The organism is Streptobacillus felis, from assembly GCF_001559775.1.
Taxonomy (GTDB): domain Bacteria; phylum Fusobacteriota; class Fusobacteriia; order Fusobacteriales; family Leptotrichiaceae; genus Streptobacillus; species Streptobacillus felis.
The window spans coordinates 1-24,245 of record NZ_LOHX01000212.1; the positions used below are offsets into that span (position 1 = coordinate 1).

21 protein-coding genes and 2 other RNA genes are annotated in these 24,245 nt (G+C 24.1%); 19 read left to right on the forward strand and 4 right to left on the reverse strand.

Translation table 11 applies throughout. The features are described 5' to 3' along the window. Nucleotides 1–105: 105 nt before the first annotated feature. The 4 genes from AYC60_RS03710 to AYC60_RS03725 all read right to left on the reverse strand — a co-directional run bounded on the left by AYC60_RS03710 (nucleotide 106) and on the right by AYC60_RS03725 (nucleotide 4,405). On the reverse strand, nucleotides 106–1,533 hold the full coding sequence (locus AYC60_RS03710) for a nicotinate phosphoribosyltransferase (protein WP_067321434.1): 1,428 nt from the start codon (nucleotides 1,531–1,533) through the stop codon (nucleotides 106–108). Nucleotides 1,534–1,544: 11 nt separating this feature from the next. After that, nucleotides 1,545–3,161, reverse strand: a complete 1,617-nt coding sequence (locus tag AYC60_RS03715; protein WP_067321437.1) for a ClC family H(+)/Cl(-) exchange transporter — start codon at nucleotides 3,159–3,161, stop codon at nucleotides 1,545–1,547. Between the two features lie 21 nt (nucleotides 3,162–3,182). Beyond that, nucleotides 3,183–3,522: a transfer-messenger RNA gene (ssrA, locus tag AYC60_RS03720) on the reverse strand. A gap of 43 nt (nucleotides 3,523–3,565) precedes the next feature. After that, nucleotides 3,566–4,405 (reverse strand): hypothetical protein, encoded by an 840-nt coding sequence (locus AYC60_RS03725; RefSeq protein WP_067321439.1) that lies wholly within the window; start codon nucleotides 4,403–4,405, stop codon nucleotides 3,566–3,568. A 107-nt stretch (nucleotides 4,406–4,512) separates the two neighbouring features. Between AYC60_RS03725 and AYC60_RS03730 the strand changes: the two genes are divergently transcribed. The 19 genes from AYC60_RS03730 (at nucleotide 4,513) to AYC60_RS03815 (ending at nucleotide 24,244) form a co-directional block, all read left to right on the forward strand. Continuing rightward, nucleotides 4,513–4,977 (forward strand): COG2426 family protein, encoded by a 465-nt coding sequence (locus AYC60_RS03730; protein WP_067321441.1) that lies wholly within the window; start codon nucleotides 4,513–4,515, stop codon nucleotides 4,975–4,977. A gap of 130 nt (nucleotides 4,978–5,107) precedes the next feature. Further along, on the forward strand, nucleotides 5,108–6,241 hold the full coding sequence (locus AYC60_RS03735; protein ID WP_067321443.1) for a hypothetical protein: 1,134 nt from the start codon (nucleotides 5,108–5,110) through the stop codon (nucleotides 6,239–6,241). Further along, nucleotides 6,223–6,888 carry a hypothetical protein gene (locus AYC60_RS03740; RefSeq protein ID WP_067321445.1) on the forward strand — a complete coding sequence of 222 codons (666 nt, stop codon included), beginning with the start codon at nucleotides 6,223–6,225 and terminating at the stop codon, nucleotides 6,886–6,888. The genes AYC60_RS03735 and AYC60_RS03740 overlap by 19 nt, the downstream gene beginning before the upstream one ends. Before the next feature lie 8 nt (nucleotides 6,889–6,896). Beyond that, nucleotides 6,897–7,322, forward strand: coding sequence for a hypothetical protein (locus tag AYC60_RS03745; protein WP_067321447.1), 426 nt, complete (start codon nucleotides 6,897–6,899; stop codon nucleotides 7,320–7,322). Nucleotide 7,323: 1 nt separating this feature from the next. Continuing rightward, nucleotides 7,324–7,890 carry a hypothetical protein gene (locus AYC60_RS03750; protein WP_067321450.1) on the forward strand — a complete coding sequence of 189 codons (567 nt, stop codon included), beginning with the start codon at nucleotides 7,324–7,326 and terminating at the stop codon, nucleotides 7,888–7,890. Continuing rightward, a complete protein-coding gene (locus tag AYC60_RS03755; RefSeq protein WP_067321453.1) occupies nucleotides 7,883–8,692 on the forward strand; it encodes a hypothetical protein in 810 nt (269 codons plus the stop codon). Before AYC60_RS03750 ends, AYC60_RS03755 begins: the two co-directional genes overlap by 8 nt. Nucleotides 8,693–8,706: 14 nt before the next feature. Beyond that, nucleotides 8,707–11,922: a PAAR-like protein gene (locus AYC60_RS03760; RefSeq protein ID WP_067321455.1), complete on the forward strand. Its 3,216-nt coding sequence runs from the start codon at nucleotides 8,707–8,709 to the stop codon at nucleotides 11,920–11,922. A gap of 8 nt (nucleotides 11,923–11,930) precedes the next feature. Continuing rightward, on the forward strand, nucleotides 11,931–12,986 hold the full coding sequence (locus tag AYC60_RS03765; RefSeq protein WP_067321458.1) for an autotransporter outer membrane beta-barrel domain-containing protein: 1,056 nt from the start codon (nucleotides 11,931–11,933) through the stop codon (nucleotides 12,984–12,986). A 143-nt stretch (nucleotides 12,987–13,129) separates the two neighbouring features. Next, the gene (gene typA / locus AYC60_RS03770) at nucleotides 13,130–14,944 is read left to right on the forward strand and encodes a translational GTPase TypA (RefSeq protein ID WP_067321461.1); all 1,815 of its coding nucleotides are present in this window, start codon (nucleotides 13,130–13,132) and stop codon (nucleotides 14,942–14,944) included. A 4-nt stretch (nucleotides 14,945–14,948) separates the two neighbouring features. Then, on the forward strand, nucleotides 14,949–15,302 hold the full coding sequence (locus AYC60_RS03775) for an SdpI family protein (protein WP_067321464.1): 354 nt from the start codon (nucleotides 14,949–14,951) through the stop codon (nucleotides 15,300–15,302). After that, a complete protein-coding gene (locus AYC60_RS03780) occupies nucleotides 15,299–16,513 on the forward strand; it encodes a TolC family protein (protein WP_067321466.1) in 1,215 nt (404 codons plus the stop codon). Before AYC60_RS03775 ends, AYC60_RS03780 begins: the two co-directional genes overlap by 4 nt. Further along, nucleotides 16,513–17,571: an efflux RND transporter periplasmic adaptor subunit gene (locus tag AYC60_RS03785; protein ID WP_067321469.1), complete on the forward strand. Its 1,059-nt coding sequence runs from the start codon at nucleotides 16,513–16,515 to the stop codon at nucleotides 17,569–17,571. The genes AYC60_RS03780 and AYC60_RS03785 overlap by 1 nt, the downstream gene beginning before the upstream one ends. Further along, nucleotides 17,568–18,257 carry an ABC transporter ATP-binding protein gene (locus tag AYC60_RS03790; RefSeq protein ID WP_082762562.1) on the forward strand — a complete coding sequence of 230 codons (690 nt, stop codon included), beginning with the start codon at nucleotides 17,568–17,570 and terminating at the stop codon, nucleotides 18,255–18,257. The genes AYC60_RS03785 and AYC60_RS03790 overlap by 4 nt, the downstream gene beginning before the upstream one ends. A 1-nt stretch (nucleotide 18,258) precedes the next feature. Further along, on the forward strand, nucleotides 18,259–19,479 hold the full coding sequence (locus tag AYC60_RS08350; protein WP_082762563.1) for an ABC transporter permease: 1,221 nt from the start codon (nucleotides 18,259–18,261) through the stop codon (nucleotides 19,477–19,479). Between the two features lie 139 nt (nucleotides 19,480–19,618). Further along, nucleotides 19,619–19,882, forward strand: an RNA gene (gene ffs, locus AYC60_RS03795) — signal recognition particle sRNA large type. A gap of 45 nt (nucleotides 19,883–19,927) precedes the next feature. Next, the gene (locus AYC60_RS03800) at nucleotides 19,928–21,148 is read left to right on the forward strand and encodes a GNAT family N-acetyltransferase (protein ID WP_067321472.1); all 1,221 of its coding nucleotides are present in this window, start codon (nucleotides 19,928–19,930) and stop codon (nucleotides 21,146–21,148) included. Nucleotides 21,149–21,150: 2 nt separating this feature from the next. Then, a complete protein-coding gene (locus AYC60_RS03805; RefSeq protein WP_067321475.1) occupies nucleotides 21,151–23,319 on the forward strand; it encodes a peptidase U32 family protein in 2,169 nt (722 codons plus the stop codon). Nucleotides 23,320–23,457: 138 nt separating this feature from the next. Further along, nucleotides 23,458–23,796, forward strand: coding sequence for a YhbY family RNA-binding protein (locus AYC60_RS03810; protein WP_067321478.1), 339 nt, complete (start codon nucleotides 23,458–23,460; stop codon nucleotides 23,794–23,796). Between the two features lie 10 nt (nucleotides 23,797–23,806). Continuing rightward, nucleotides 23,807–24,244 carry a divergent PAP2 family protein gene (locus AYC60_RS03815; RefSeq protein ID WP_231724624.1) on the forward strand — a complete coding sequence of 146 codons (438 nt, stop codon included), beginning with the start codon at nucleotides 23,807–23,809 and terminating at the stop codon, nucleotides 24,242–24,244. Nucleotide 24,245 lies beyond the last annotated feature (1 nt).

The following is a 24,245-nucleotide window of genomic DNA, read 5'->3' on the forward strand; positions in this document are numbered from 1 at the left end:
GTGATTTTATCAATGTTTATGCGTGTTTTTAGTTCAAAAAAAGCCAGCTTTATTTCTGGCTTTTTTTGTTTATTTAGACTGTTTATTTCGGAACAGCCCCATTTTTTATAATCTAGAATTTAAATTTTCCGGTGTATAGAATAGATGAGAGTTTTCTCTAACTTCATCTAAAGTGTATTCTTTTAATAATTCACCATTTTCATATACAAGATTTAATACAGAATTTGGATGATAATTGTTTTCATCTAAATGAGATATTTTTATAGTTTGTAATTCACCATTATCTTTTTTTATCAAGTCTAATCTACCTTTTTTACTTACTTTTCCTTTGTCTGTAATTGGATCTTTGTATACATCTACTAATTTATCATTTATTTTAACGCAACTACATTTCATAGCAAATTTATGTGTATCTCTGTTTATGCTCGATTGTTTATTACCTTGAAGTAGAGAACCACCACATCCAAATGCAATATTTTCAGCTGAATAACCATTTTCTTTTACAGCTTTTAAAATATCCCATACATTGTCTTCATATATACCATCACCTTGAATGATTCTAATATTGTTAAGAACTTTATAACCTTTAGAGTTTATTTGTACACCAAAGTTCTCTTCAACTATTTTTAAAGTAAATAGTATATTTGTTATAGGGTCACCACTATCAGGTCTAAGTACTACAAGTCCATCTCTGTTTAATATTTCTTCTTTTAATTCTTTAGAGAAAATATTTTCTATTGCATTATAATAATTATAACTATCACTAACTATTGATACTAAACCAGTAGGGAATTTTTTTAGCATATTTCTATATGCATCTGTTTCATGGTTTCTTCTCCATGAAGTCATAGTACTGTGTTCAGAAGCCGGAATAGAGTATCCTGCCATATCACAATCATAATATTTTCTGGCAAATAATAAAGATTTAAGTGTGTCTGTCCCTTTAAAATTTGTTAGATGAGCTAAACCACCTAAACCAGCACTTTCTTCACTAGAAACACCTCTATATCCAAAATCATGTAGTTTAAAATCTATTTCACTTTCAACATTATCTGATGTAAGGTTTAAATAGTATAATATTATTTGTTTTATTTTATATGAATAAGTAGCAACAGTAATTGGATACCAAACTTTTAGTAATAATGTTTCAAACCAACTCACAACCCAAGGAACCTTGCTATCAGTTGATTCAACTGTTACTAAAACATTATGATTTTTTATTATTGTACCTTCAGGTAATGCTCTAATTCTTAGAGGAATTTTACCACCTAACTCATTAACGATATATTCCCAACCTTCCTTATTAAAAGGTAACCCGTGCATTTTTAATACTTCTTCTGCTTCATTTACCATTTCCATAGTAATTCTTTGAGTTAAATATTTTTTTAAATAATATTGTAAGCCAAAGAACTTAGTATAACCATAAAGACCTCCACGGCTTTCAATATAGTCGTGAATATATGTTGTATTTTCTGGATATTGTAAATAATGTGATGCTTTGTATGAATCTGTCATTAATACTAAGTTTTCCATATTTTTCCTCCTTAAATATTTTGAATATCAATATTTTCTATTGTTAATTCAGATAATTTATTCATATATCTTTTAGATGTATTTTCATCGGTAAGTAAAATTAATATATCTGAATCTTTTAATACAGTATCTCCTTTAGGTATAAATTGTGAACTTCCTGATCTCTCAATACCTATAATTAATAAATTTTGTGGCCAATCAATATCTCTAATCATTTTATTAGATAATTTTGAATCAGACATTACAGGTATTTTTATAGTAACTATTTTTTCATTTTTTTCAAATGTTTGTGCTTCTTCGTCTTGTTTTTTGAACATATTTTCAAATAATTCTTCATAAACAGAATTGTGTTTTAATAATTCTGAGAATGCGTATGTAATAGCAGCTGTAATAACTAAAGAGAATAAATTAGAGAAATTTCCTGTCATCTCTAGAATTAGTATTATACCTGTTATAGGTGTTCTAACGACTGCTGTAAAATATGATGTCATTGCTACTAAAACAAATAGAGTAATATATTCTTGAGAAAAATTAAATGTACCAACTAAAAATAATCCATAGATCTTACCAACTAATGCACCAATAACTAATAATGGAAGGAATATACCTCCAGGAGCACCAGTTGAATAAGATAACATAGTAAAAAAGAATTTACCTATCATCACTAAACCAAGTAGTCTAAAAGTAGAGTTATAGTCTAATAGATGTTCTATAATATGATGTCCACCACCTGTTATATCAGGTAAAAAATAAATTATTAGCAGCGAAAGTAGAGAAACTACTGACATTTTTGTATATGGACTTAAATTTATTTTTGTATATGTATCTTTAAATTTAATAATAAAGTAATTAAAAATTGTTGCTAGTAACACCATAATAAAACTTAATATTGAAATAAGTATTAAGTGTAGCAGTATTTCTTTAGGTACAAAATTTACAGGTGATATAAAACTAAATGATTCAAAAGATAGTTTAGTACCTAGTAAAAACTTAGAGACTAAATTAGAAAATAATGATGCAATTAATACACAAATTAACAAAATTGGTGAAAAGAATTTATGTAATTCTTCTATTGCAAATATTGCACCAGCTAATGGAGCATTGAAAGCAGCTGCTAAACCAGCACTTGCACCACATGTAATTAAATATTTTCTTTCAACTTCTGTTCTTTTACTTACTTCATTTACACCCTCACCTACAAGCGACCCTAAATGAATAGATGGACCTTCTCTACCTAATGAAAATCCAATAAATATTGCAAGTAATCCAGAGAAAAATTTGGTAATTAACTCTGGGAACCAATTAAATTTAACCTTTTTTTGTATAAGACCCATAACTTGAGGTATACCACTACCAGAAATTAATGGATACTTATTTAATGTATATTGTATTATCATAGCTACAACAATAAATAATAAAATAATTAAAGGTAAGGATAAGTTAATATTATTTCCTATAAAATTATTTCTAAATATAGTTATTTTGGATAGTAAATAAGTATAAGCTGATACTATTGTTCCAGTAATAACTCCTGTTAATAGTGAATAAAAAATTAACTTTAATCTTATTTTTCTAGAATGAAAATCTATAAATGATTTAACCGTTTCAAATATTCCGTCTTTTTTCATAAAATGCCTTCCTAAAAAAAATGGTGGAAGTGACGAGAATCGAACTCGTGTCCAACATAAAAACAAAGCCTAAAATTCTACAAGTTTATTACATTTATTTTTTTAACAAATAAATATTAAATGCACAAAATTTTATTTGCGAGATTATTTTATTTCCTAAATAATTATAATCATCTTATTTAGTAAGCCATTAAAAGTGACGTTACCAATTATATAATGGCACTATAAATAGTAACGTTAGCTGAACTACGCAGCTAAAGCAAAATTGTTTTTTCCAATTATTTTTTGTGGTGTTTTAAGAGTATACCATCTCTACTTGCTAATTAAACCCTTTTTATATTGTCAAAACCAAAACACTCCCAATTTATTTAATTATATCATACTTTTTTGTAATATTTCAAATATTAATTATATTTAAAGGTAATATTTTCTATAACATTAAATATAATTAAATGATATCTTTGTGGTATTTTAAGAATTGCAATAGCAGAATTAACATTTTCTATAAAGGTTGTTTCACTATTGTTCTCAAAAATAGTAGAGTATTTTTTTACTATATTTTTTTTATTAAGATATATAGCTAAAATAAATAAATCTAATTGATGTTCAAATTTTTTTGTTTTTTTAGAAAGTGTATTAATAATTTTATATGCCTTAGTATAGTCTCTTAATAAAATGTTCAGAATAAATTCATTTTTTAATACATTTATACTATTAGTATTAAAATAAATTTTAACTATTTTTTTTAATTTTTTCATTACAGTTATTTTGTTTAGATGGAAATTAGAAAATATTCTATTGTATAAAGCGTTTAAAAATATTTCAGATTTATTTTTTTCTTTAATTTTAGAAGCGTAATAATCACTTAATATATATTTGTTATCTAAAAAAAATATATTTGAAATATTTAAATAGAATATTTCTTCTATGTTTTTATTTTTTAATATTTCTAATAATTTTTTTACATCATCTTCAAATCTGGAAGGTTTATAATATTTTAAAAGTAAAAAAAGATCGGTTGAAAAAGGTAAAATGTTTTCGAAAATATTATTATAACAAATATGTTTAAGTAATTTTATTTTTTTTTCAAATAAATTGTTGTTGTCGTATAAAGTGATAAGTTCGAAAATAATAAATTTTTTCAATTCTTCAATTTCTATATTTTTTATTATTTCTGTTACAAAATTTTGATCATAAACTAGATATTCAAGTGTGTAAATAATTTTTTCAGTCTCTTTTTTCATGTTAACACCTCATTAAAATTATACACCTAAAATAACTAATGTCAATATATTGGAAATAATACAAAAAATATGATAAAATAGTTAATAATATTATACAAGGAGAAATTATGTTTATTAAATATTTGAATATACTAATAATATCTGCAACTCCGTTTATTGAATTAAGAGGTGCTATACCAGTATCACAATTAATTGGGTTGCCATTAATACCTTCAATATTAGTATCCATTGTAGGTAATATTATTCCTATACCTTTTGCATACTTTTTTTCAAAAAAAATATTGCTTTTAGGGAAAGATAGTAAAATATTTGGAAAACTATTTTCATATATTTTAAATAAAGGACATAAAGCTGGTGAAAAAATTATGTCTAAAAGTGGTAATGGAATATTTTTAGCTTTATTACTTTTTGTGGCAATACCAGTACCTGGAACTGGTGCCTATAGCGCTATACTAGCTGCAACACTTTTAGATATAGATTTCAAAAAAAGTTTTATTTCTATTTTTTTTGGAATAATAATTGCGGGTTTACTAATTACTATTTTTACATTTTTGGTTAAATTTTTTGTATAAAAATACCCTATAAAACCTAGGTTTTGTAAGGGTATTTTTTTTCGTTTAAAAAAAAATAATTTTTTTATTAATTTAGATATTGACATATTTATAAAATAAGGGTATATTATTGGTAAGAAAAGAGGTGAAGATGAGGGGGCACTTTAAAGGTCATGAAAAAAACATAGTTTTAAATGATAATTCAAAAAAAATTGAGGATAATATAGATATTAGAATAGATGTTATAAATAAAATACTTTGTGAATTTGATAACTTGCATACGAGATTTAAAGAGAAATTTGAAGTGGATTATAAAAAATTCATAAATGACAAAAAAGAATTAGAAATAAAATTTATAATTGAAGATAGTAAAATAGAAAATTTCGAAAATATGATAGATGAATTTGAGAAAGAGGAGGATATTGAGAATATTGCTACAGCATATTTATCTTTAGATAAATATGGTAGAGATGAAATTGAAAAAAGATATTTTATATTAAAATTTGAAAAAGATGGCATAATTGATCAACTTAAAGTTAAATTTGTTAAAGACAATAGATATTTAAAAAAAATTGAGTTACTAAATAATTATGCTTTTCTAAATAATTTATATATAAATTATTTACCTAATTTTATTTTTGAAAGGATGTATTTTATAAAGATAGTTTCTTTACCAAATAATATAAATATTTTTGATTTTGTATACGATAAAGAAGTAAAAATATATTTTGATTTTTTAGAGTATAACGATGAAATTCAAATAAATAAATTTATTTTTTGGAACATTGAAAAAATAAACTATTTTGCAAATAAAAAGATAATGCCTACAGAAAATAACATTTATTATGAATATGAATTTTCTTTAGATAAAAATTCTAATTATTTGTTAGTAGATGAAGAAAAAGAAATTTATGGTTTAATCAATGAGGGAAATTATCTTAAAGTTTGGACAACTAATTATGGTTATAAATTATGGAAAATGTTAAAAATAAATAATATAAAAAAAGAGGTGAGATTTTCAAATAAAATATATACAGGATATTTTAAAGTATTTAATGAAACTTTTTTAAAAAATTTATTTGATTCAAATATTATTTTCAAGGAGGCTATAGAAAATTTTAAGATAATTACAGAAAAAAATATTACTGGAAAGGAGGAAATAATTTTAGAGATTTTCTTTAAAAATAATTACTTTGCTAAAGTGGATATTTTAAATTACTTAAATCAGTTAATGGAAGAAATGTTCTCTAAAATGAAAATAAAAATATGTCAAAAAACATTTTAGAAAGGAAAATTCCATATTTTTATAATTTTACATGGTTTGTTTTATATGATTACATAAAAAAACATGGACTATATGAGGGGTATAAAAAATTAATTCAAAATCTAAAAACTGATAGTAATACATTTTTTTCTACTATGCAATTCGTTTCAGCGTATCTCAATGACTATGACAAGTATGTGGCTAGTTTAAATCCTGATTTCTATGACTTTATAGATGTTAATGATTTATCTGAAAATGAAAAAAATGTTGTATATATACTTGCAGCATCTATGGATTTAAGAGTTAATAAACCAATATTTGAAATAATTTATCAATATATTATTGATGATCTTAAAATTAGAGGAAAATATAAAGATATAGTTGCTAAGTATATTTTAAAATACAAAATAACAAAAAATATAGACTATGTATTAAAAAATATGTTAAATGAAGTTTTTCCTAAAAATATGCTATATAAAAATATTGACGAAAATAATTACGTAATTTATGTAACTGATAGATATAGTTTGGAAAAAAGTAGATATTTAAGTTATATTGAAAAATATTTTTTAAATAAAAATGAAAATGTCAAAATATATTGGGGAAAGCACTTCACAGTACTAGATAATAAATCTGTATCTAAGATGGATAAAAATGTTGTATTTTAGGGGGAAAAATGTTTAATTTTAGTGTTTTAATTGAAGGAGAGAATGAGAAAATATTATTAGAAAAGACTGAAATATTTGATTTAAGCTATAATTTTAAATCGAGAAATGAAAGTTTAGTTCTAGGAGATAAGGAGGTAACTTTATCATTAGGTATTAAGTTTTTAAATGATCCAAATGATAAAAAAGTTAGAGAAAAAAGTGTTAAAAATTTGGGATCAATTCTACATTGGATTTCTAAAGAAAAAGATTATAGAAAAATAGAAATAAAAGAGATACTTACTGAAGATGAATTTGTTAAATATAAATTCAATAATATGTATATAGAAGAATTTAACAAAAAATATAATGAGGAAAATATTGGGGAGTATATGTTAATTTTCAAACAGAACTTGTTTGAAAAAAATAAAATAGAGGTTGAGAAGGAGAGGGATTAGAATGGGAAATGTAAACATTAATTTAAACGAAATAAACTTAAAGGAGGTTTTTGTATATGACTTCAAATCTACTGGAAAATATAATGAACATGTAGAAGATATAGTTATATTCTCATGTAAATCAAATTATAAAAATGATCTAATAAAATTAATAGACAACAAAGATGTAAAATATGAAATTATTGGGTTAGAAACTAAAAAATTTAACGGAATAGTTAAGGAAATACTTTTTGAAAATTTAGATGAAAAAACATTAGTTGTTAGACTTAGTGGAGTAGATGAGAGCATTAAATTATCACTTAATAAAAATTTAAAAAGGCTTTATCAAGATCCCAATATGCCTGTAAAAAAAATAATTGAAGATATAATAAAAGATTATGGCATAGATTATCATATTTCTAAAAATATTGATATGGAGATAGGAAGAGTTTATTATCAATACAATGAGGATGATTGGTCATTTTTGGTAAGATTGCTATCAGATTTTAATGAAAGGATTTTTATTAATAGAGATGGGATAATCCTTTTTGGTGAAGAAAAATTATCGGAGGCAGAAGAAATTGTGTAAGATTATTCATATTTTTAATAATGGTAATAAACTCATAAGGTTTAAAGATAATAAATTTCATTCTTTGGGTAAAATTTTTAAATACTTGGGTGATTACTATATAGTATGTGAATCAGAAATAGAATTAAAGAATAACGTATATTTCTGCACAGTATCATGTTCAAAACTTAATGATTTTAAAGTAAAGAAAGTTAAAAATGAACATATAGTTGGTAGCTCTTTAAAGGGTAAGGTAATTAAAACTTTAGAAATTGATGGAAAAGCATATATGAATGTTGATTTTAGTGAATTCCTTATTCAAAAATATGGGAAAATACAAAGTTTTGGAAAAAATTATAAGGATATACCGTATAAAACATTCTATTCTCAGAGTAATACAGGATTATTTCCAAGCCCTGAGATAAACGACATTGTAGATGTAGTATTTGTAGATAATGATGAATCAAATATGAAAGTATCGTGGAGTTTAGAAAATGAAAATAGTTCAAGATTTAATGATGGTGAAAAAAGAAATTATTTAAATCAAGTACTAGATTTTAAATTTAATAAGGACATATTTTATCTAAATTTCAAAAATAAAATTGAAGTATTATCTGATAATTTAACTTTGAATTCAAATAATATGTTATTTTCATCTAAAGAAAAAATTGGGTTGGCATCTGAATTGGATGTATATATTGAGGCAAATGATGATCTAGAAATTTTTGGAAAGATCATTGACGTTAAAAGTAAAGGCGGTGATATCAATGTATTAAGTAGTAATAATATACATTTAAAAGGAAAACAAATACATAATGATTAATCGTAGGGGGGGAAATGGAATTAAAAAAATTTGAAGAAATAGAAATTACATCTGATATTTCAAATTTTTTTGATAAACTTGCTGATATATTTTTAATAAAAACATATAATGAAATAAATGATGTTTCTTTTGGTAGATATGAATTGAGTAGATTAAAAATAGAGGAAAAGTTTCCTAACACAGATTTTGACTACTTAGTCTATACAGAAGAAGGGCATATAATGCAAGATGAGTTAGTCATTATATATTTTAAAGAATTAGTTGATGATTTAATAAATATTATTGATGAATTTAAAGAACAAGAATTTTATTTGGATAAAAGTATGAAATACATCAATAAAAATACTGAAGTGGAGTTTAATAAAATAAAATCAAGTAATTCAAATATATTAAATGTATCTGATTATAGATTAAAAAATATAAAGATTACTTTAGCCGGTATTCTATCGGTAGCACATGTTTTTGGAATTAAAGATTTAAAAGAATTTCTAAAAGAAAAGAAAAATATATATTTAGATAAGTATAATATACCTATGACGATATATTTTAAGGAATTTGAAAATTATGATATTAATAATTTGTTCGTTGCTGAAAAAGAGGATGTTGTATTACCAATTGAAAATATAGAGGATAAAAAAATTATTGAAAGTATACCTAATGAAGAAAAAAAAGATTTTTTTGGACAAGATAGTAAATCAGATATATCAACGATATTAGATAAATTAAAAGATCCGGAAATAATAAAGTTAATACTAGATTTGATTAATAAAAAAAATAGCAATAAATCTAATAATGATATTTTGAATTTTGGTAAAGATTGTTTTGATGGTAATGAAAATTATGAGATTCCTAAAAAGGTTATAAAAAGCAATGAAAATGTAAATAATCAGCTTAAAAAGAAGTATGAATCTCCAGAATATGATAAAAATCCAAGTAAATATATTTCAAATACAACTAATAGAGAAATTTCTAAGAAAGATAAAGAAGACATAAATGAAATATTGAATAAGTATGAAGAAGTAACTCAAGACGAAAATAAAGTAGGGGATATAGTTAAACAAAGAGGTTATGATGACTTTAGAGATATTACAAAAAAAAATACTAAATTATTTACAGAGGATATGATTTATTTAATTCTAAAAAATAATAGAGGAGAAGAATTAGAAGTACTAGAAAAAAGTTTAGGGGGATATAGTTGTAGGTATATTAATGAAAGTAATTTTAGTAAATTAACATCAATTTCTAAAAATATCTTTTTATCAAAAGTAAGTGACATGATTAATCTAAATTTAAAAAACTTAGGAATAAAATATGAAGTCGATTTATCAGAATATAATTATTTAAATTTTGGTAAAAAAGATGTTGATGAAATAAATGTTAAGGGAGATAAAAGAATACTTGATTATCTTATTTTAAATAATATAGTAAAAAAGAGTTATAGTGTTGATTCAAAAGGTATAAGAATATATCCAAGAAGTAGAAGAGTTTTTGATAATATACTAATTAAATATTTAAAAAATAGAATTAAGTATAATAAGAATTTTGATGGCATAGATTTAAGGGATAAAAATTTAGTAAGAATTATTATAATATATCTAGATGAATTAGTTGAGGGGCTAAAGGAGAATGAGTTAGAGGTTTTTGATGAAATTGGAAATAAAATAAATATAACTAGAATAATAATATATTTACTAAAAAATAAGTTTAAATTTAGCAAAACATTGCTTGAAAAATTAAACTCTTTGATTAATTATTCCTATGAAGAATATATAAAAGATAAAACAAGAGATAAGGATAAAATGGAAATTTTAAACATTTTTCCTACTCGAATAAGTCTAGAAAAACATTGTGAAATTAAGAAAATTAGAAATATATATATTTTCTATAAATCATTTTATAAGGAGGATGAAAATAGGGTTATAAATTCAGAAGTACTAGCGACTGCAAGTGTAGTTGTAAAATGTAGTCAGTGCCCTACACCAAGTAAATTTGTTACTGGAGGGATTAATACTTTTGTTAAAGGAGATATGATACTAACGGAAAATGATAAGATAATATTACCTTTTGCAACATGTGTTGCAACAAAAGTATGTAGTATAAATATATTTGGAAGTAAATGGGATCCAGTTTCAAATCTAAAGTATGGTCAAAGTAATGCTTTGATTTTAAATTCTAAAATTAATTGCAGTTTTGGAGGAATAATATCACTCGAATCTACTTACAAAAAAAATGTTCTAAACTCCAAAATTGAAATTATAGAAAATAAGGATAAAGTAGATATAAAATTAAACTCTCCATACAAAAGTAAAGATGAACTTATAAATTTTTTAAATGAAAAAATTTTTACATTTAATTTTATAGAGGACTGTTATGATTTGAAAAATAACAAAGTAAAATTTGTTAAAACTTTAAATATTAAAATGCTTGAATTAAAAAAAATATTGGAGTATTTTCTAAAAACAAAATATGTTGATAAAAAAATTGATTTTGAATTAGCCATTTTTGACGAAAATAGAATAATAGATGTTTCAGATATTTATCAAGTAATTAATGGATATTTTTCATCTATCATAGGTGTTAGTAAAAATGATAAAGGTAATAAAATATTTAAAAAATATGGTAAAAACATAAATGGAAGCATATTTTTAAAAGAATATTTATTAGATAAAAATAATGTAGAGGGGAAATATGAAATAGAAGATACTACTAAAAAAAATGAACCAGTTTGGATTAAATATTTACTAAAAGAATATCAAAAATATAAAGGTAGAAAAAGAGATGTTAGATTAAATGAAGAATTTAAAAGAAAAATTACACTATATCATAAAATAGGAGGGGGAATAGATGCAAACTCACAAACACCTTGGTGTTCTTCGTTTGTAAATTGGATATTAGATATATCAGGTATAGGTAGTTTTAAAACACCTTCATCTCAAGAAATGATTAGTAAATTAAATAGAATTAATAAACCACTTTTAGGAGCAATTTTAATTTATACTAAATATGATCAAAACAATAACAAAACAGGTCATGGGCACATTACATTTTTAATGGATATTTCTGAAGATAAAAAACAATATATATGTTTAGGGGGAAATCAAGATAGAGAAATTAAATATAGTAAGTACTATATAGATAAAAAAATGGGAGTAAAAGGGGGGTACTTTAAATTAAATGGTATATTTTGGCCACCTGATTATCCTAGTGAAAACATTTTAGAAATAAAATAGGGGGTAAAATGAAAAAATGGAGGATAATTTTATTATTTATTTCAACTTTATCAGTTGCAAATAATAATTATGAAATCAATACTAATAAAGAAATAATAAATTTAAAAAATGAAATTGAAAATTTAAAAAAAGAAAAAGAAAATTCTGAAAATATAAAATACGATGGATTAGATGTTAATGTAAGAAAAGAAATTGACGAATATACATTGAATATGTCACAAAAAATGGATTTAATAAAAGACAAAATTAAAACTAGATATAAATTAGGTAAATATCAAACCGCAGGAGAAAGTTTTTTAGAAAGTTTAGAAGAAAATGAAAATAAATTCAAGGTTGGAATAGTGAATAAAACGATGGTAAATAAAGAATTGCATAAAAATAATTCTGACATATACTTTATTAAAAAGATAAATAATGATGGAAATAACTTTGGTGTAGGTGTTTATGGTGGATATGTTAATACTAAGTATAAACAATATACTGGCAATGATTTACATGGTTTTGATTTAGGAGTTATTCTTGAGGCTGAATTACCAGAATACGGATTAAATTTAGTTAGTATGAATGAATTTAACAAAGATTTTAAGATTAACTCTGAATATACTTCAAATTCTATAGTTGGGGGAGTATCTTTAGCATATAAAAAACAATTTGGATCATTATTTTATGTTGAACCTATGGCATTTATGTTATATGGAAGTAACATAAGTTCAAAATTAAAGTTTAATGATACTGATGTTAATGTAAAAAATAATTTTATGTATAGTGCTGGAGGTAATATAAAACTTGGATTAGAGAAGGAATTAAATAATAATTCATACAACTTGTTTTTAGAAACAACATTTGATAAAAAAATAAAAAAAGATAACAATCTTATTTTTAAATTTAAAGATAAAGAAAGATATTCTGTTGTTCCACTTCAAAACGATATTAATCTTGACTTAGGTCTTGGTTTTGATGCACTTTTAAATAAATCTCATAGATTACATCTTGATAGTTCAATAGGTCTCATACCATCCGATAAAATATACAAAATTGGGATACTATATGAACTTTTAAAATAAATACTGGCTTAGTCCAGTATTTTTTTGTTGACTTTTTTACTGTTATGGTGTATTATTGATATATAACAGTACATTTACTTTCTTATAGTATACAAAAATAATTAAAAATGATATAATTATATAAAAAAAGAAAGGTAAAAAAAATGAATATTAAAAATATAGCAATAATTGCCCATGTAGATCATGGTAAAACAACTTTAGTAGATGCATTACTTAGACAATCAGGAACTTTTTCACAACATGAAAAATTACAAGAGAGAGTAATGGATAGTAATGATATAGAAAAAGAAAGAGGAATTACAATTTTCTCAAAAAATGCTTCAATAAACTATAATGGATATAAAATAAATATAGTTGATACTCCAGGACATTCAGATTTCGGAGGAGAAGTACAAAGAATATTAAAAATGGTTGATTCTGTTTTATTAATCGTTGATGCATTTGAAGGAGTAATGCCACAAACAAAATACGTATTAAAACAAGCTTTAGAACATGGTTTAAATCCTATAGTAGTAATTAATAAAATAGATAGACCAAATTCAGATCCTGAAAATGTAGTTAATATGGTTTTTGATTTATTTGTTGAATTAGGAGCAAACGATGTACAATTGGATTTCCCAGTAGTATACACTTCGGCAAAATCAGGTATTGCAAAATTACATTTAAATCAAGATACAGAAAACATGAAAGATTTATTTGATTTAATTATTGAAAAAGTACCAAAACCTGAAGGTGATGAAAATGAAACTTTACAAATGTTAGTTACAAATATTGAATATGATGAATATGTTGGTAAATTAGCTACAGGTAGAGTATATAATGGTACATTATCTAGAAATCAAGAAATTGTCCTTGTTAAAAGAGATGGTACACAAGTTAAGTCAAAAATTAGTAGAATTTATGGCTATGAAGGATTAAAAAGAGTTGAATTAGAAAATGCTTCTGCAGGTGAAATAATTACTGTAGCAGGAATAGAAGGGGTAGATATAGGTGAAACTATTTCAGATAAAGATAATGTAAAAGCTTTACCTCTAATTGATATTGATGAACCAACACTTTCAATGAATTTTATTGTTAATGATTCTCCTTTCGCAGGTAGAGACGGTAAATTTATAACTTCAAGAAATATACTAGAAAGACTTACTAAAGAAGTAAATCATAATGTTAGCATGAAACTTGAACAAACAGATTCACCAGATGTATTTCTTGTTAAAGGACGTGGAGAACTTCAATTATCTATATTATTAGAAAATATGAGAAGAGAAGGTTATGAAGTACAAGTATCTAAACCTAAAGTAATTTTTAAAGAAATTGATGGTATGCTATTTGAACCAATTGAATATGCAACTATAGATGTAGCTGATGAATTTGTAGGTGTAGTCATTGAAAAACTTGGTGTAAGAAAAGGAGAAATGACAAATCTAGTCCAAGGTGGAGATGGCTATACTAGGATTGAATTTAAAGTTCCAGCTAGATGTTTAATAGGATTCAGAAATGAATTTTTAACAGATACTAGAGGTACAGGGATATTAAATCATACATTTTATGATTATGAAAAATATAAAGGGGATTTACCTAATTTTAGAAAAGGTGCCCTTATTTCAATGGAAAATGGAACTACATTTGCATATGCTTTAAACAATTTACAACCAAGAGGTATACTTTTTGTTGAACCAGGAGTTGAAGTATATGAAGGAATGATAGTAGGGGAACATACAAGAGATAATGATTTAGTTGTAAATGCTTGTAAAGGAAAAAAACTTACTAATATGAGAGCTGCTGGATCTGATGATAATGTGAAATTAGCACCTGCTAGATTATTTACTTTAGAAATGGCTCTAGAATATATAAATGATGATGAATTGGTAGAAATTACACCAAATGAGATTAGATTAAGAAAGAAATTATTAACAGAAAATGAAAGAAAAAAAGCTAGAAATACTATAGATAGGGGATAAAAAAATGGAATTATTTTTAATATTAAATCTATATATGACACCAATGTTGATGATACTTTTAGGATATCTTTGGACCAAGAGGTTTCCTGCTAAAATTAATAAGCTTTATGGATACAGGACTAAGTGGTCTATGTTATCTCAAGAAACGTGGATATTTTCCAATAAATTATTTTCAAGATTATTTTTGATATTTGGGTTTATATCAATAGTAACTACTTTTTCAATGGATAAATCAAAATTTACACTAATAATTTTAGTTCAACTTATACTATTATTTATACCTTTTTTAATAACAGAGGTATCTTTAAGAGCAATGTTTAATGATAAAGGAGAAAAAAAAGTAAGGAGAAAAATATGAAAAAGATTTTATTATTTTTATTTGCATTTTCTACGTTTATTAGTGCAAATGAAAGAAATATAGATTTAGAGAATAAAATTAATAATGAATATTTGAGAAAAGAGGAAAAATTAAAAAAAGATAACTTAAAAAATAATTTGATGGATTTTAATAAGATAAATATATCTACAGGTATTGATTATTCAAAAAATACTGCAGGACAAAGTCTAATTCAAAATAACAGTATAAATTATGCTTTCATTAGCTATAATTTATCTTTTGATTTACTTAATAAAAATATTTCTAATCATTCTATTAATGCATCAAAAACAATAAATGAGTATTTTTATAATAGAATTGATGAAAATAGGGTTGATTATCTAATCTCTAAACATAATTTAGAACTTGAAAAAGAAAAAGATTTTTTTGAAAAATTGGAATTATTGAAGAAATATAAATTACAAGAAAAAATTGTTGAATTAAATCAAAAAGAGAAAAATAAAATAGAACAAGATATTAAAAATATAGAAAAAAGTTATCAACTAGGTGCTATTTCTAAATTTGATTATGAAGTTGCTAAAAGTAAATTGGATTTATCTCAGCTACAATTTTCTTTAGATAAAGATACGTTAGATCAATTAAAAACTAATATATTATATGAAGAATTAGTTAACGAAAGTTTGGATTTAGAATTTGATAATAAAAAAGTCGAAGATAATTTAATAAGAGATTTTGTTAAGAGAAAATACATAAACATTGAAGAATTAAAAATTTCAAAATTAGAGTATAACTCAATAAAAGATTTAGTTTTAAATAAAATACCATTAATTACACCTTCTGTAGGATATGATATTAAAAATAATGGATTTATGGCTAGTTTAAATATAACTAAAACATTTGATATAGTAACTAATGAATATGATGATATTAAGGAACTAAAACAAGAAATTCAAAATAAAAAGGATAAATTAAAACTATTAGAAGAAAAAATGTTTATAGAGGAAAAAAATATATATAACGCTTTATTATTTAAATATATTGCAAATAATACTACGGTAAAAAATCTAGAATATGAATTAAAAATTTTAGAGAGAAAATTTGAATTAGGTTCAGAAAATTTTATTAATTTATTAAATAAAAGAAATGAATTACATAAAGCTAAGATAAATTTAGAAGAATCAATGTTAGATGTTATTATTAATAATTTAAAATATAAAAGAGGTGTAAAATAATGAAAAAAATGAGTAAAAAAAAGAAAGTATTATTAATACTTACTGCTTTAATTTTAATAGCAGGTGCTTACAAATTATTTTCTAATTCATCAATAGAATATAATGAACCTGTAGAAACACATGAAGCTGTGAAACAAGATTTAAATTTAGAATATACTGTTTCAGGTGAAGTATATAGTGAAAAAGAAGTTTTAGTTTTTTCAAATTTACCTGGTAAAGTAAATAGAGTTAACTTTAGAAAAGGAGATTTAGTAAAAAAAGGAGATGTCTTAGTAGAATTAGATTCATCTAGCATGCAAGAGATTAATTCAAATATTTTTAAATTAAAAATAAATTTATCAGCTAGACAAAAAGAATATTCAGATGCATTATCACTATATAAAATAGGTGGAGTTTCTAAAAATGAAGTTGATAGATTAGCAGATGCTGTTAGATTAGCACAAATAGATTTAAATAATGCGTATAATAATAGTGATGACTTTTCTAATAGAATACTTTCAACAGTTTCAGGTGTAATTACTGAATCTAATGTTGATGAAAATTTAAAAATAGATCAAAGTAAATATTTATTTAAAATAGTAGATGTTGAGAATTTAAAAATACAAGCGGAAATTCCTAATTCAAAAATTAGAAGTATAAAAGAAGGGGATAAAGTAATAATAAAATCAGATTCACTGGAAGAAGGAAAAGAAATAGAAGCTTCTATTTCAGAAATTTCTAAAATTTCAAAGAAAAATCAACAATTTAATGATGCTGTTACAGACATAGTTATTAAAGTAGATTCTAATTCTGGATTAAAACCTGGAGATTTAGTTAATTTAAAAATTAGTTTAGAAAATATAAAAGATGTTGTTGTTGTTAATTTTTTAGATGTAGTATTTGAAAATAATAAACCTTATGTCTATACAGTAGATAAAGATGGAAAAGTTAAGAAAAACGAAGTAATTTTAGGTAAAACAAACAATGAAGTTTATGAGATAAAATCAGGAATAAATAAGGGAGATAGAATACTTAATAATATTGATAATAAATTTAAAGAAGGAGATAAGGTACAATGATAGAAGTTAAGGATGTTACTAAAGTATATCAAAACGGTAAACTTTCCTTAGAAGTACTAAAAGGTTTAAACCTATCAGTAAAAGAAGGGGAGTATGTAGCTTTAATGGGTCCTTCTGGAAGTGGTAAATCAACTTTTTTAAATATATTAGGTTGTTTAGATAATCTAACGACTGGTACATACATATTAAACGGTATTGATGTTTCTGTAATGGGAGAAGATGAACTTTCTACAGTAAGAAATGAAAATATTGGGTTTGTATTCCAAGCGTATAATTTGTTACCTAAATTAACAGCGTTAGAAAATGTTGAATTACCTGCTATGTATAAAGGGACAGATAAAAAAACAAGAATTGAAAAGGCAAAAAGAGCACTTGAAATTGTTGGTTTAGGTGATAGAATTAATCATAGGCCAGTTGAAATGTCTGGAGGACAAAAACAGAGAGTTGCAATAGCAAGAGCTTTGATAAATAATCCAAAAATAATATTTGCGGATGAACCTACAGGAAATTTAGATAGTAAATCGGGAGAAGAAATACTAAAGATTTTCAAGGAATTAAATGATAATGGAGTTACAATAATTATGGTAACACATGAAGAAGATGTTGCTCAACATACAAAAAGAATAATTAGACTTAGAGATGGAGTAATAAATTCAGACGAAATAGTTGAAGAGAGAAGGGGATAATATGCATATTTTTGAATTAATAAAATTATCTCTAAAAAGTTTATATGGATTCAAAATGAGATCATTTTTAACAACTTTGGGGATAATAGTTGGTATAGGATCAGTAGTTATGATTTCTTCTCTTGGAGCAGGGTTTCAAGATGGTTTATTAAGTGATGTAACAAAAACGTATTCTAAGATATTTACAGTAACTTTAAATATGCAAAAATTTGAAAAAGTTCAAAAAGATAGAAAATATTATTTTAATCTTGATGATATTTCTTCAATAAAAAAATTAGATAATATAGATAAAGTATACAGTGAAGCATCTGATGGAGGCTATGGATTAGACAGTAATGGTGAAGAATTATTATATATATTATCAGGTGCTGATAAAGAAGGATATAGTGCATTGAACTTTAAATTAACATCAGGAAGAAGTTTTACTGATGATGAATTTAAAACTAAGAATAACTTGGCAATTATTGGTAGAACATCAGCAGTTTCATTATTTGGAAGTGAAAAAAATGCTTTAGGAAAGAAAGTTTCTTTTGATTCTTTTGAAACAGGAGAAAAATATGAATTTAATATTATAGGTACGTATATTGAACCAGAAGAAAAAGCTAAAAAAACATTTTCTAATAACTATATTTCTTTAATAACTAATGTATATAATTTAAATGTTCCAAAAAGCGATTTTTTAACATCCTTAACTATAAAAGTTAAAGATGAAACTCAAATGGAAAATACTGTAAAAATCATAAAAAAATATTTAAATAATAAATCAGCAAACTTAGATATATATGATTTAAGACAAAGTTCAGAGGATTTAAATCAAGCTTCAGATATTTTAAATAAAATTTCAATATTTATATCTCTAGTAGCAAGTATATCTTTAGCTGTTGGGGGTATAGGTGTAATGAATATTATGCTAGTATCTGTTACAGAAAGAATATCTGAAATAGGACTTAGAAAAGCAATAGGCGCTAAAAACAAAGATATTTTAATACAGTTTTTAATAGAATCAATTACACTAACTTTAATTGGTGGTTTAATTGGTGTAATTTTTGGTGTAACATTAGCATTCTTAATTGGTATACCATTTGAAATTACTCCAATTTTAAAACCAAAGGTGTTAATGTTGTCTTTAATAGTTTCAATGGGAACAGGGCTAATATTCGGAATTTATCCAGCTAAAAAAGCATCAAAATTATCTCCAATGGAAGCTTTAAGAACAGAATAAATAAATTAGGAATAATCGTTTTGATTATTCCTTTTTTATTGAAAAAAATATAATAAAGGTATATAATTTAAATGTAGTATAAACATTTTATTTTATATGACTATTGATAAAATTAAAAAAAAATGTTATAATAGCTTTACCATACAAGTCGGGGATGTAGCGGGTCCTTGTACCTGAAGTCCGCTTTAGCAGGGATGATACCGATTTTGAGGGTAATACTGGTGTTCACGCCATATTAAATTAATGTTGAGAAAATAGTCTTATATTGTAGCGATTCAGCGAAACATGTCAGGTCGGGAACGAAGCAGCATTAAGTTGAGATTTCTAGGTTTATAAGGTAGCTATTTTTGAGTTAATCTAGTATGAAACAAATGTTGGTCTTATTCGATTAATTGGTGTATGGTATATAGCTAGTTATCTAGCTTTTTTTATTATACAAGGAGTATATATGAAAATATCAAAAGTAGAATACAAAAATTTATATGAATTTAAGGACATAAAAGATTCGGAAAATAACATATATTATGCAATTTCTTTTGAACACAGAATATTTGGTTATTTGATAATCAAAAAAGAAGAAAAACTTGTTATTGATAAAATATATATAAAAGAAGATTATAGAAATAGTGGTTATGGTTCAAGGCTTTTAAATTATGCTATTTATGATTGTATAAATTTAGGATATGACCAAGTTGCTGTATACAAGCATAAGAAAGTTGACAATTTTTTAGAAAAAAATGACTTTATTAAATTAAATGATATTTATGTTAGATCTAATTTGAAAGAAGAAATAGAAGAATTAAATTCAACAATAAAAGTAAGCAAAATATCTATAGTGATTAATACGATACTTGCTGCATTAAAACTTTTTTTAGGTTATAGTTTCACTATTAATTCTTTAATTGCAGATGGTATTAATTCATTCGCTGATTTAATAAATAATATTCTTATATTAATTGGAGCTAATATTGGTAAAAGCCCACATGATGATGACCACCCATTTGGACATGGTAAGGTAGAATCAGTATTTAGTTTGATAATAGGAGTAACAATAATTTATACCTCTTTAGGAGTATTGCAAAAAGGTATAATGATGCTAGCTAGAAAAGAGTTTAACATAATAAATGATAAATTTTTAATTATAGTTATTATTTCTACAATTTTACTTTTAATTAAGTTAATACAATATTTTTACGTATATTTTGTTTCAAAAAAATATACAAATCCATTAATTAATGCTCTTTTAGTAGACTATAATGTTGATATAATAATGTCTAGTGCTGTAATAGTTGGTATATTAATTTCAAAATACATTTCACCTAATATGGATGCTTTATTATCAATAATAATTTCTGGATACTTATTATTTCAAGGATATAAAATACTAAAAGAAAATACATTAATATTAATGGATTCACAAGATGAAAATTTACTTTTAAACGTTAAGATATTAACGTTAGAGGTAAAAGAAATAGAAAATATTCATGATATATATATGACTAGAGTTGGGAAAAATGTATATGTGATAGCAGATATTAGAGTCAAATCTGATATAACGCTAGAGAGGGCTCATGAAATTTCTGTAATTGCAGAAAAAAAGATTAAATACAGATACTCAAATATTAAAAAAGTCATATATCACATAGAACCAACATATAGTGAGGAGTAGTTATGAGAATAGTTGGACCGGCAGGAAATTTTGATAAATTAGATGCAGCGATTAAAGCAGGTGCAGATGAGGTATTTTTAGGATTAAAAGGGTTTGGTGCAAGAAGAAATAATGATAATTTTTCAATGCAAGAACTACTTGATGGAATAGATTATGCACATAAAAAAGGTGTAAAAGTTTTGCTTGCATTAAATACAATAATGAGAGATATGGAAATAAAATCAGTTTATAAAAATTTTAAACCTATTTATGAACATGGTGTAGATGCAGTAATAGTTCAAGATTTAGGTTTAATAAAATTTTTGAAAACAAACTTTCCTGATTTAGTATTACACGGTAGTACACAGATGACAGTTGCTAATCATGTTGAAGCAAATTATCTTAAAGAATTAGGATTATCAAGGGTAGTTTTAGCAAGGGAACTTTCTTTTGAAGAAATAAAAGAAATAAGAGAAAATACAGATATAGAATTAGAGGTTTTTGTTTCTGGATCTTTGTGTATTTCTTATTCGGGTAATTGTTATGTATCTAGTTTTATAGGTGGTAGAAGTGGAAATAGGGGTATGTGTGCATATACTTGTAGAAAGAAATTTAAAGATGAAGAAGGAAATTTATCGTATTTTTTATCACCCAATGATCAATTATTGGAAGAAGAGGAAATTAATAAATTAAAATCAATAGGTATTGATGCAATAAAAGTTGAAGGTAGAAAAAAACAACCTGAATACATATTTGAAACAGTGTCATATTATAGGGATGTATTATCAGGTAAAAGTAGAGAAAGTCAAAGTTATAAATTGTTTAATAGAGGATATTCAAAAGGGTATTTTTATTTAGATGATAAATTAATGAATCATAAATATTCTTCTAACTTCGGATATCTTTTAGGTAAAATAGAAAATAATGAAATAAAACTACTAGATGATTTAATTTTAGGTGATGGAATACAATATGTAAATCAATATTTTGAAAAAATTGATGGTATTTATGTAAACAAGATATTTCAAAATGGAAATAAAGTTCAATTAGCTAAAAAAGGAGATACAATTAAATTATCGGACGTACCAAAAGGTAGTAAGTATGTTTATAAAAATTATTCAAAAGATATAAATGATACTATTAATCATAGTATTAAAATAGGTAAAAGATATAAAAAAATAAACGCAAAAGTTAAAGCATATTTAAATAATGAAATATTAATTGAATTTTCAACTTTAAATAATTTCAAAAAAGAAATTATATCAGAGAAAAAAGGACCAATTTTAGATAGTATAGCAAATAAAAAAATATTAGAAGAAGATATAATAAATAAAATTTCAGAGTTAGGAGATACTGATTTTCAGATAGATGAAATTGAAATAGATTATGATGGAATTGCATTTATACCTTTTAGTTTGATAAAGCAGATGAAAAGAGAATTAGTGGATGATTTAGCTAAAAAACTAGTTGATTCATATAAACATGAAGAAAGAGAATTTGTTGAATTTAAATACCCAAAAATTGATAGACTAATCAGTCCAATTTTCTCTGCTTTATGTAGAACAGATGAACAAGTAAAAAAATGTAAAGAATTAGGGATAGAAAAAATCTATAGAGAGAATTTTGATATAACTAAACAAAAAAATATTAATAATAGATTGTTAAATCAAGAGAGCAATTTAATTTCAAATCTTTATCAACTTGTAAATGGTAGAAATAAAGGTTATAAAAATCAAGCTATAAACTGGAACTTTAATGTATTTAATAATATTAGTATAGATGTATATTCTAGTTTTGAAAATATTGATACTGTATTTTTATCTCCTGAATTAAATTATAAACAATTAAAGTTAATTACAAATACGTCTTTAAAAAGAGGTTTAGTTATATACGGTAGTTTAAAATCTATGTATATTGAACACACAATTGATAAAAAAAAATATAAGGAAATTCAAGGAGAACATTTTGATAGATATAAAGTTGTAAAAAATGAACTTGATAATATAGAACTATATCTCTATAAACCTATGAATTTAATACCAAAACTTGATTTAATTTATTCATTAAACTTGGATGAATTGAGATTAGATTTTACGTTTGAAAGTCCAGAAGAAGTAGAAAAAATTATTAAATCAATTAAGACTAAGAGTGGGAAATATAACCCTTACGCTTTTGACATGGGTGTGAGTTAAAAATTGTTAGGATTATTCTTTAATTTAAGGGAATAATCCTTATTATTTTTATCTAAAAATATACATATATTGTTTGGTAAAAGCTATAAAATATGATATAATAAATAGTAAAAGAATATGTTTTTAGGAGATTTTATTATGAATAGCAAAGAGAGAAATTTTTTAAGAAAAAGAGCACATGGTTTAGAGCCTGTTGTTAGGGTTGGGAAAGAAGGTGTTACAGATACTGTAATACAAAGCATTAAAGAATATATTGAAAAAAATGAATTAATGAAAGTTAAATTGTTACAAAACAGCCTAGAAGACGTTACTATGGAGCTTGTAAATGAAATAGAAGCTAAAGCAAAATGCGTATTTGTTGGGTCTGTTGGTAAAATAATGATTTTCTTTAAAGAAAAAAGAGATAAAAATAAAATTGGAGAAATAACACAAGAATTTATCGAATTTAAGAAAAAGCGTCGTGAAATGAATGAATAGTGGATTTTTATTGGGAAATAAAATAATAGATGTAGTATTTATTTCTGCAATGATAGCTCAACTATACAAATGTTTTTCACCAATTTTTAAAGGAAAAAAAATAGATTTTAGTAGAATATTTTCTACAGGGGGTATGCCTAGTTCACATTCTTCATCTACTATGGCACTTTCAGTTTCAGTAGGTATAGTTAAAGGTTTTAATAGTGTTGAATTTGCAATAGCATTAGTTTTTGCTATAGTTACAATGTATGATGCTACAGGAATAAGACAAGAGGCAGGTAAGCATGCAAAAATATTAAATTCTATAATAGAAGAAAAAAGATTTTTAGATAAAGAAGAGATAAAGGAATTAAAAGAATTTTTAGGACATACACCTCTTGAAGTTTTTATAGGTGCATTGTTAGGTATATTAGTTTCGTTATTGATGAAAGGATATTTATTGTCATAAT

Coding starts and splice junctions, on each gene's coding strand:
- AYC60_RS03710 (WP_067321434.1), bottom strand. CDS start 1,533: ATGGAAAACTTAGTATTAATGACAGATTCATACAAAGCATCACATTAT.
- AYC60_RS03715 (WP_067321437.1), bottom strand. CDS start 3,161: ATGAAAAAAGACGGAATATTTGAAACGGTTAAATCATTTATAGATTTT.
- AYC60_RS03725 (WP_067321439.1), bottom strand. CDS start 4,405: ATGAAAAAAGAGACTGAAAAAATTATTTACACACTTGAATATCTAGTT.
- AYC60_RS03730 (WP_067321441.1), top strand. CDS start 4,513: ATGTTTATTAAATATTTGAATATACTAATAATATCTGCAACTCCGTTT.
- AYC60_RS03735 (WP_067321443.1), top strand. CDS start 5,108: ATGAGGGGGCACTTTAAAGGTCATGAAAAAAACATAGTTTTAAATGAT.
- AYC60_RS03740 (WP_067321445.1), top strand. CDS start 6,223: ATGTCAAAAAACATTTTAGAAAGGAAAATTCCATATTTTTATAATTTT.
- AYC60_RS03745 (WP_067321447.1), top strand. CDS start 6,897: ATGTTTAATTTTAGTGTTTTAATTGAAGGAGAGAATGAGAAAATATTA.
- AYC60_RS03750 (WP_067321450.1), top strand. CDS start 7,324: ATGGGAAATGTAAACATTAATTTAAACGAAATAAACTTAAAGGAGGTT.
- AYC60_RS03760 (WP_067321455.1), top strand. CDS start 8,707: ATGGAATTAAAAAAATTTGAAGAAATAGAAATTACATCTGATATTTCA.
- AYC60_RS03765 (WP_067321458.1), top strand. CDS start 11,931: ATGAAAAAATGGAGGATAATTTTATTATTTATTTCAACTTTATCAGTT.
- typA (WP_067321461.1), top strand. CDS start 13,130: ATGAATATTAAAAATATAGCAATAATTGCCCATGTAGATCATGGTAAA.
- AYC60_RS03775 (WP_067321464.1), top strand. CDS start 14,949: ATGGAATTATTTTTAATATTAAATCTATATATGACACCAATGTTGATG.
- AYC60_RS03780 (WP_067321466.1), top strand. CDS start 15,299: ATGAAAAAGATTTTATTATTTTTATTTGCATTTTCTACGTTTATTAGT.
- AYC60_RS03785 (WP_067321469.1), top strand. CDS start 16,513: ATGAAAAAAATGAGTAAAAAAAAGAAAGTATTATTAATACTTACTGCT.
- AYC60_RS03790 (WP_082762562.1), top strand. CDS start 17,568: ATGATAGAAGTTAAGGATGTTACTAAAGTATATCAAAACGGTAAACTT.
- AYC60_RS08350 (WP_082762563.1), top strand. CDS start 18,259: ATGCATATTTTTGAATTAATAAAATTATCTCTAAAAAGTTTATATGGA.
- AYC60_RS03800 (WP_067321472.1), top strand. CDS start 19,928: ATGAAAATATCAAAAGTAGAATACAAAAATTTATATGAATTTAAGGAC.
- AYC60_RS03805 (WP_067321475.1), top strand. CDS start 21,151: ATGAGAATAGTTGGACCGGCAGGAAATTTTGATAAATTAGATGCAGCG.
- AYC60_RS03810 (WP_067321478.1), top strand. CDS start 23,458: ATGAATAGCAAAGAGAGAAATTTTTTAAGAAAAAGAGCACATGGTTTA.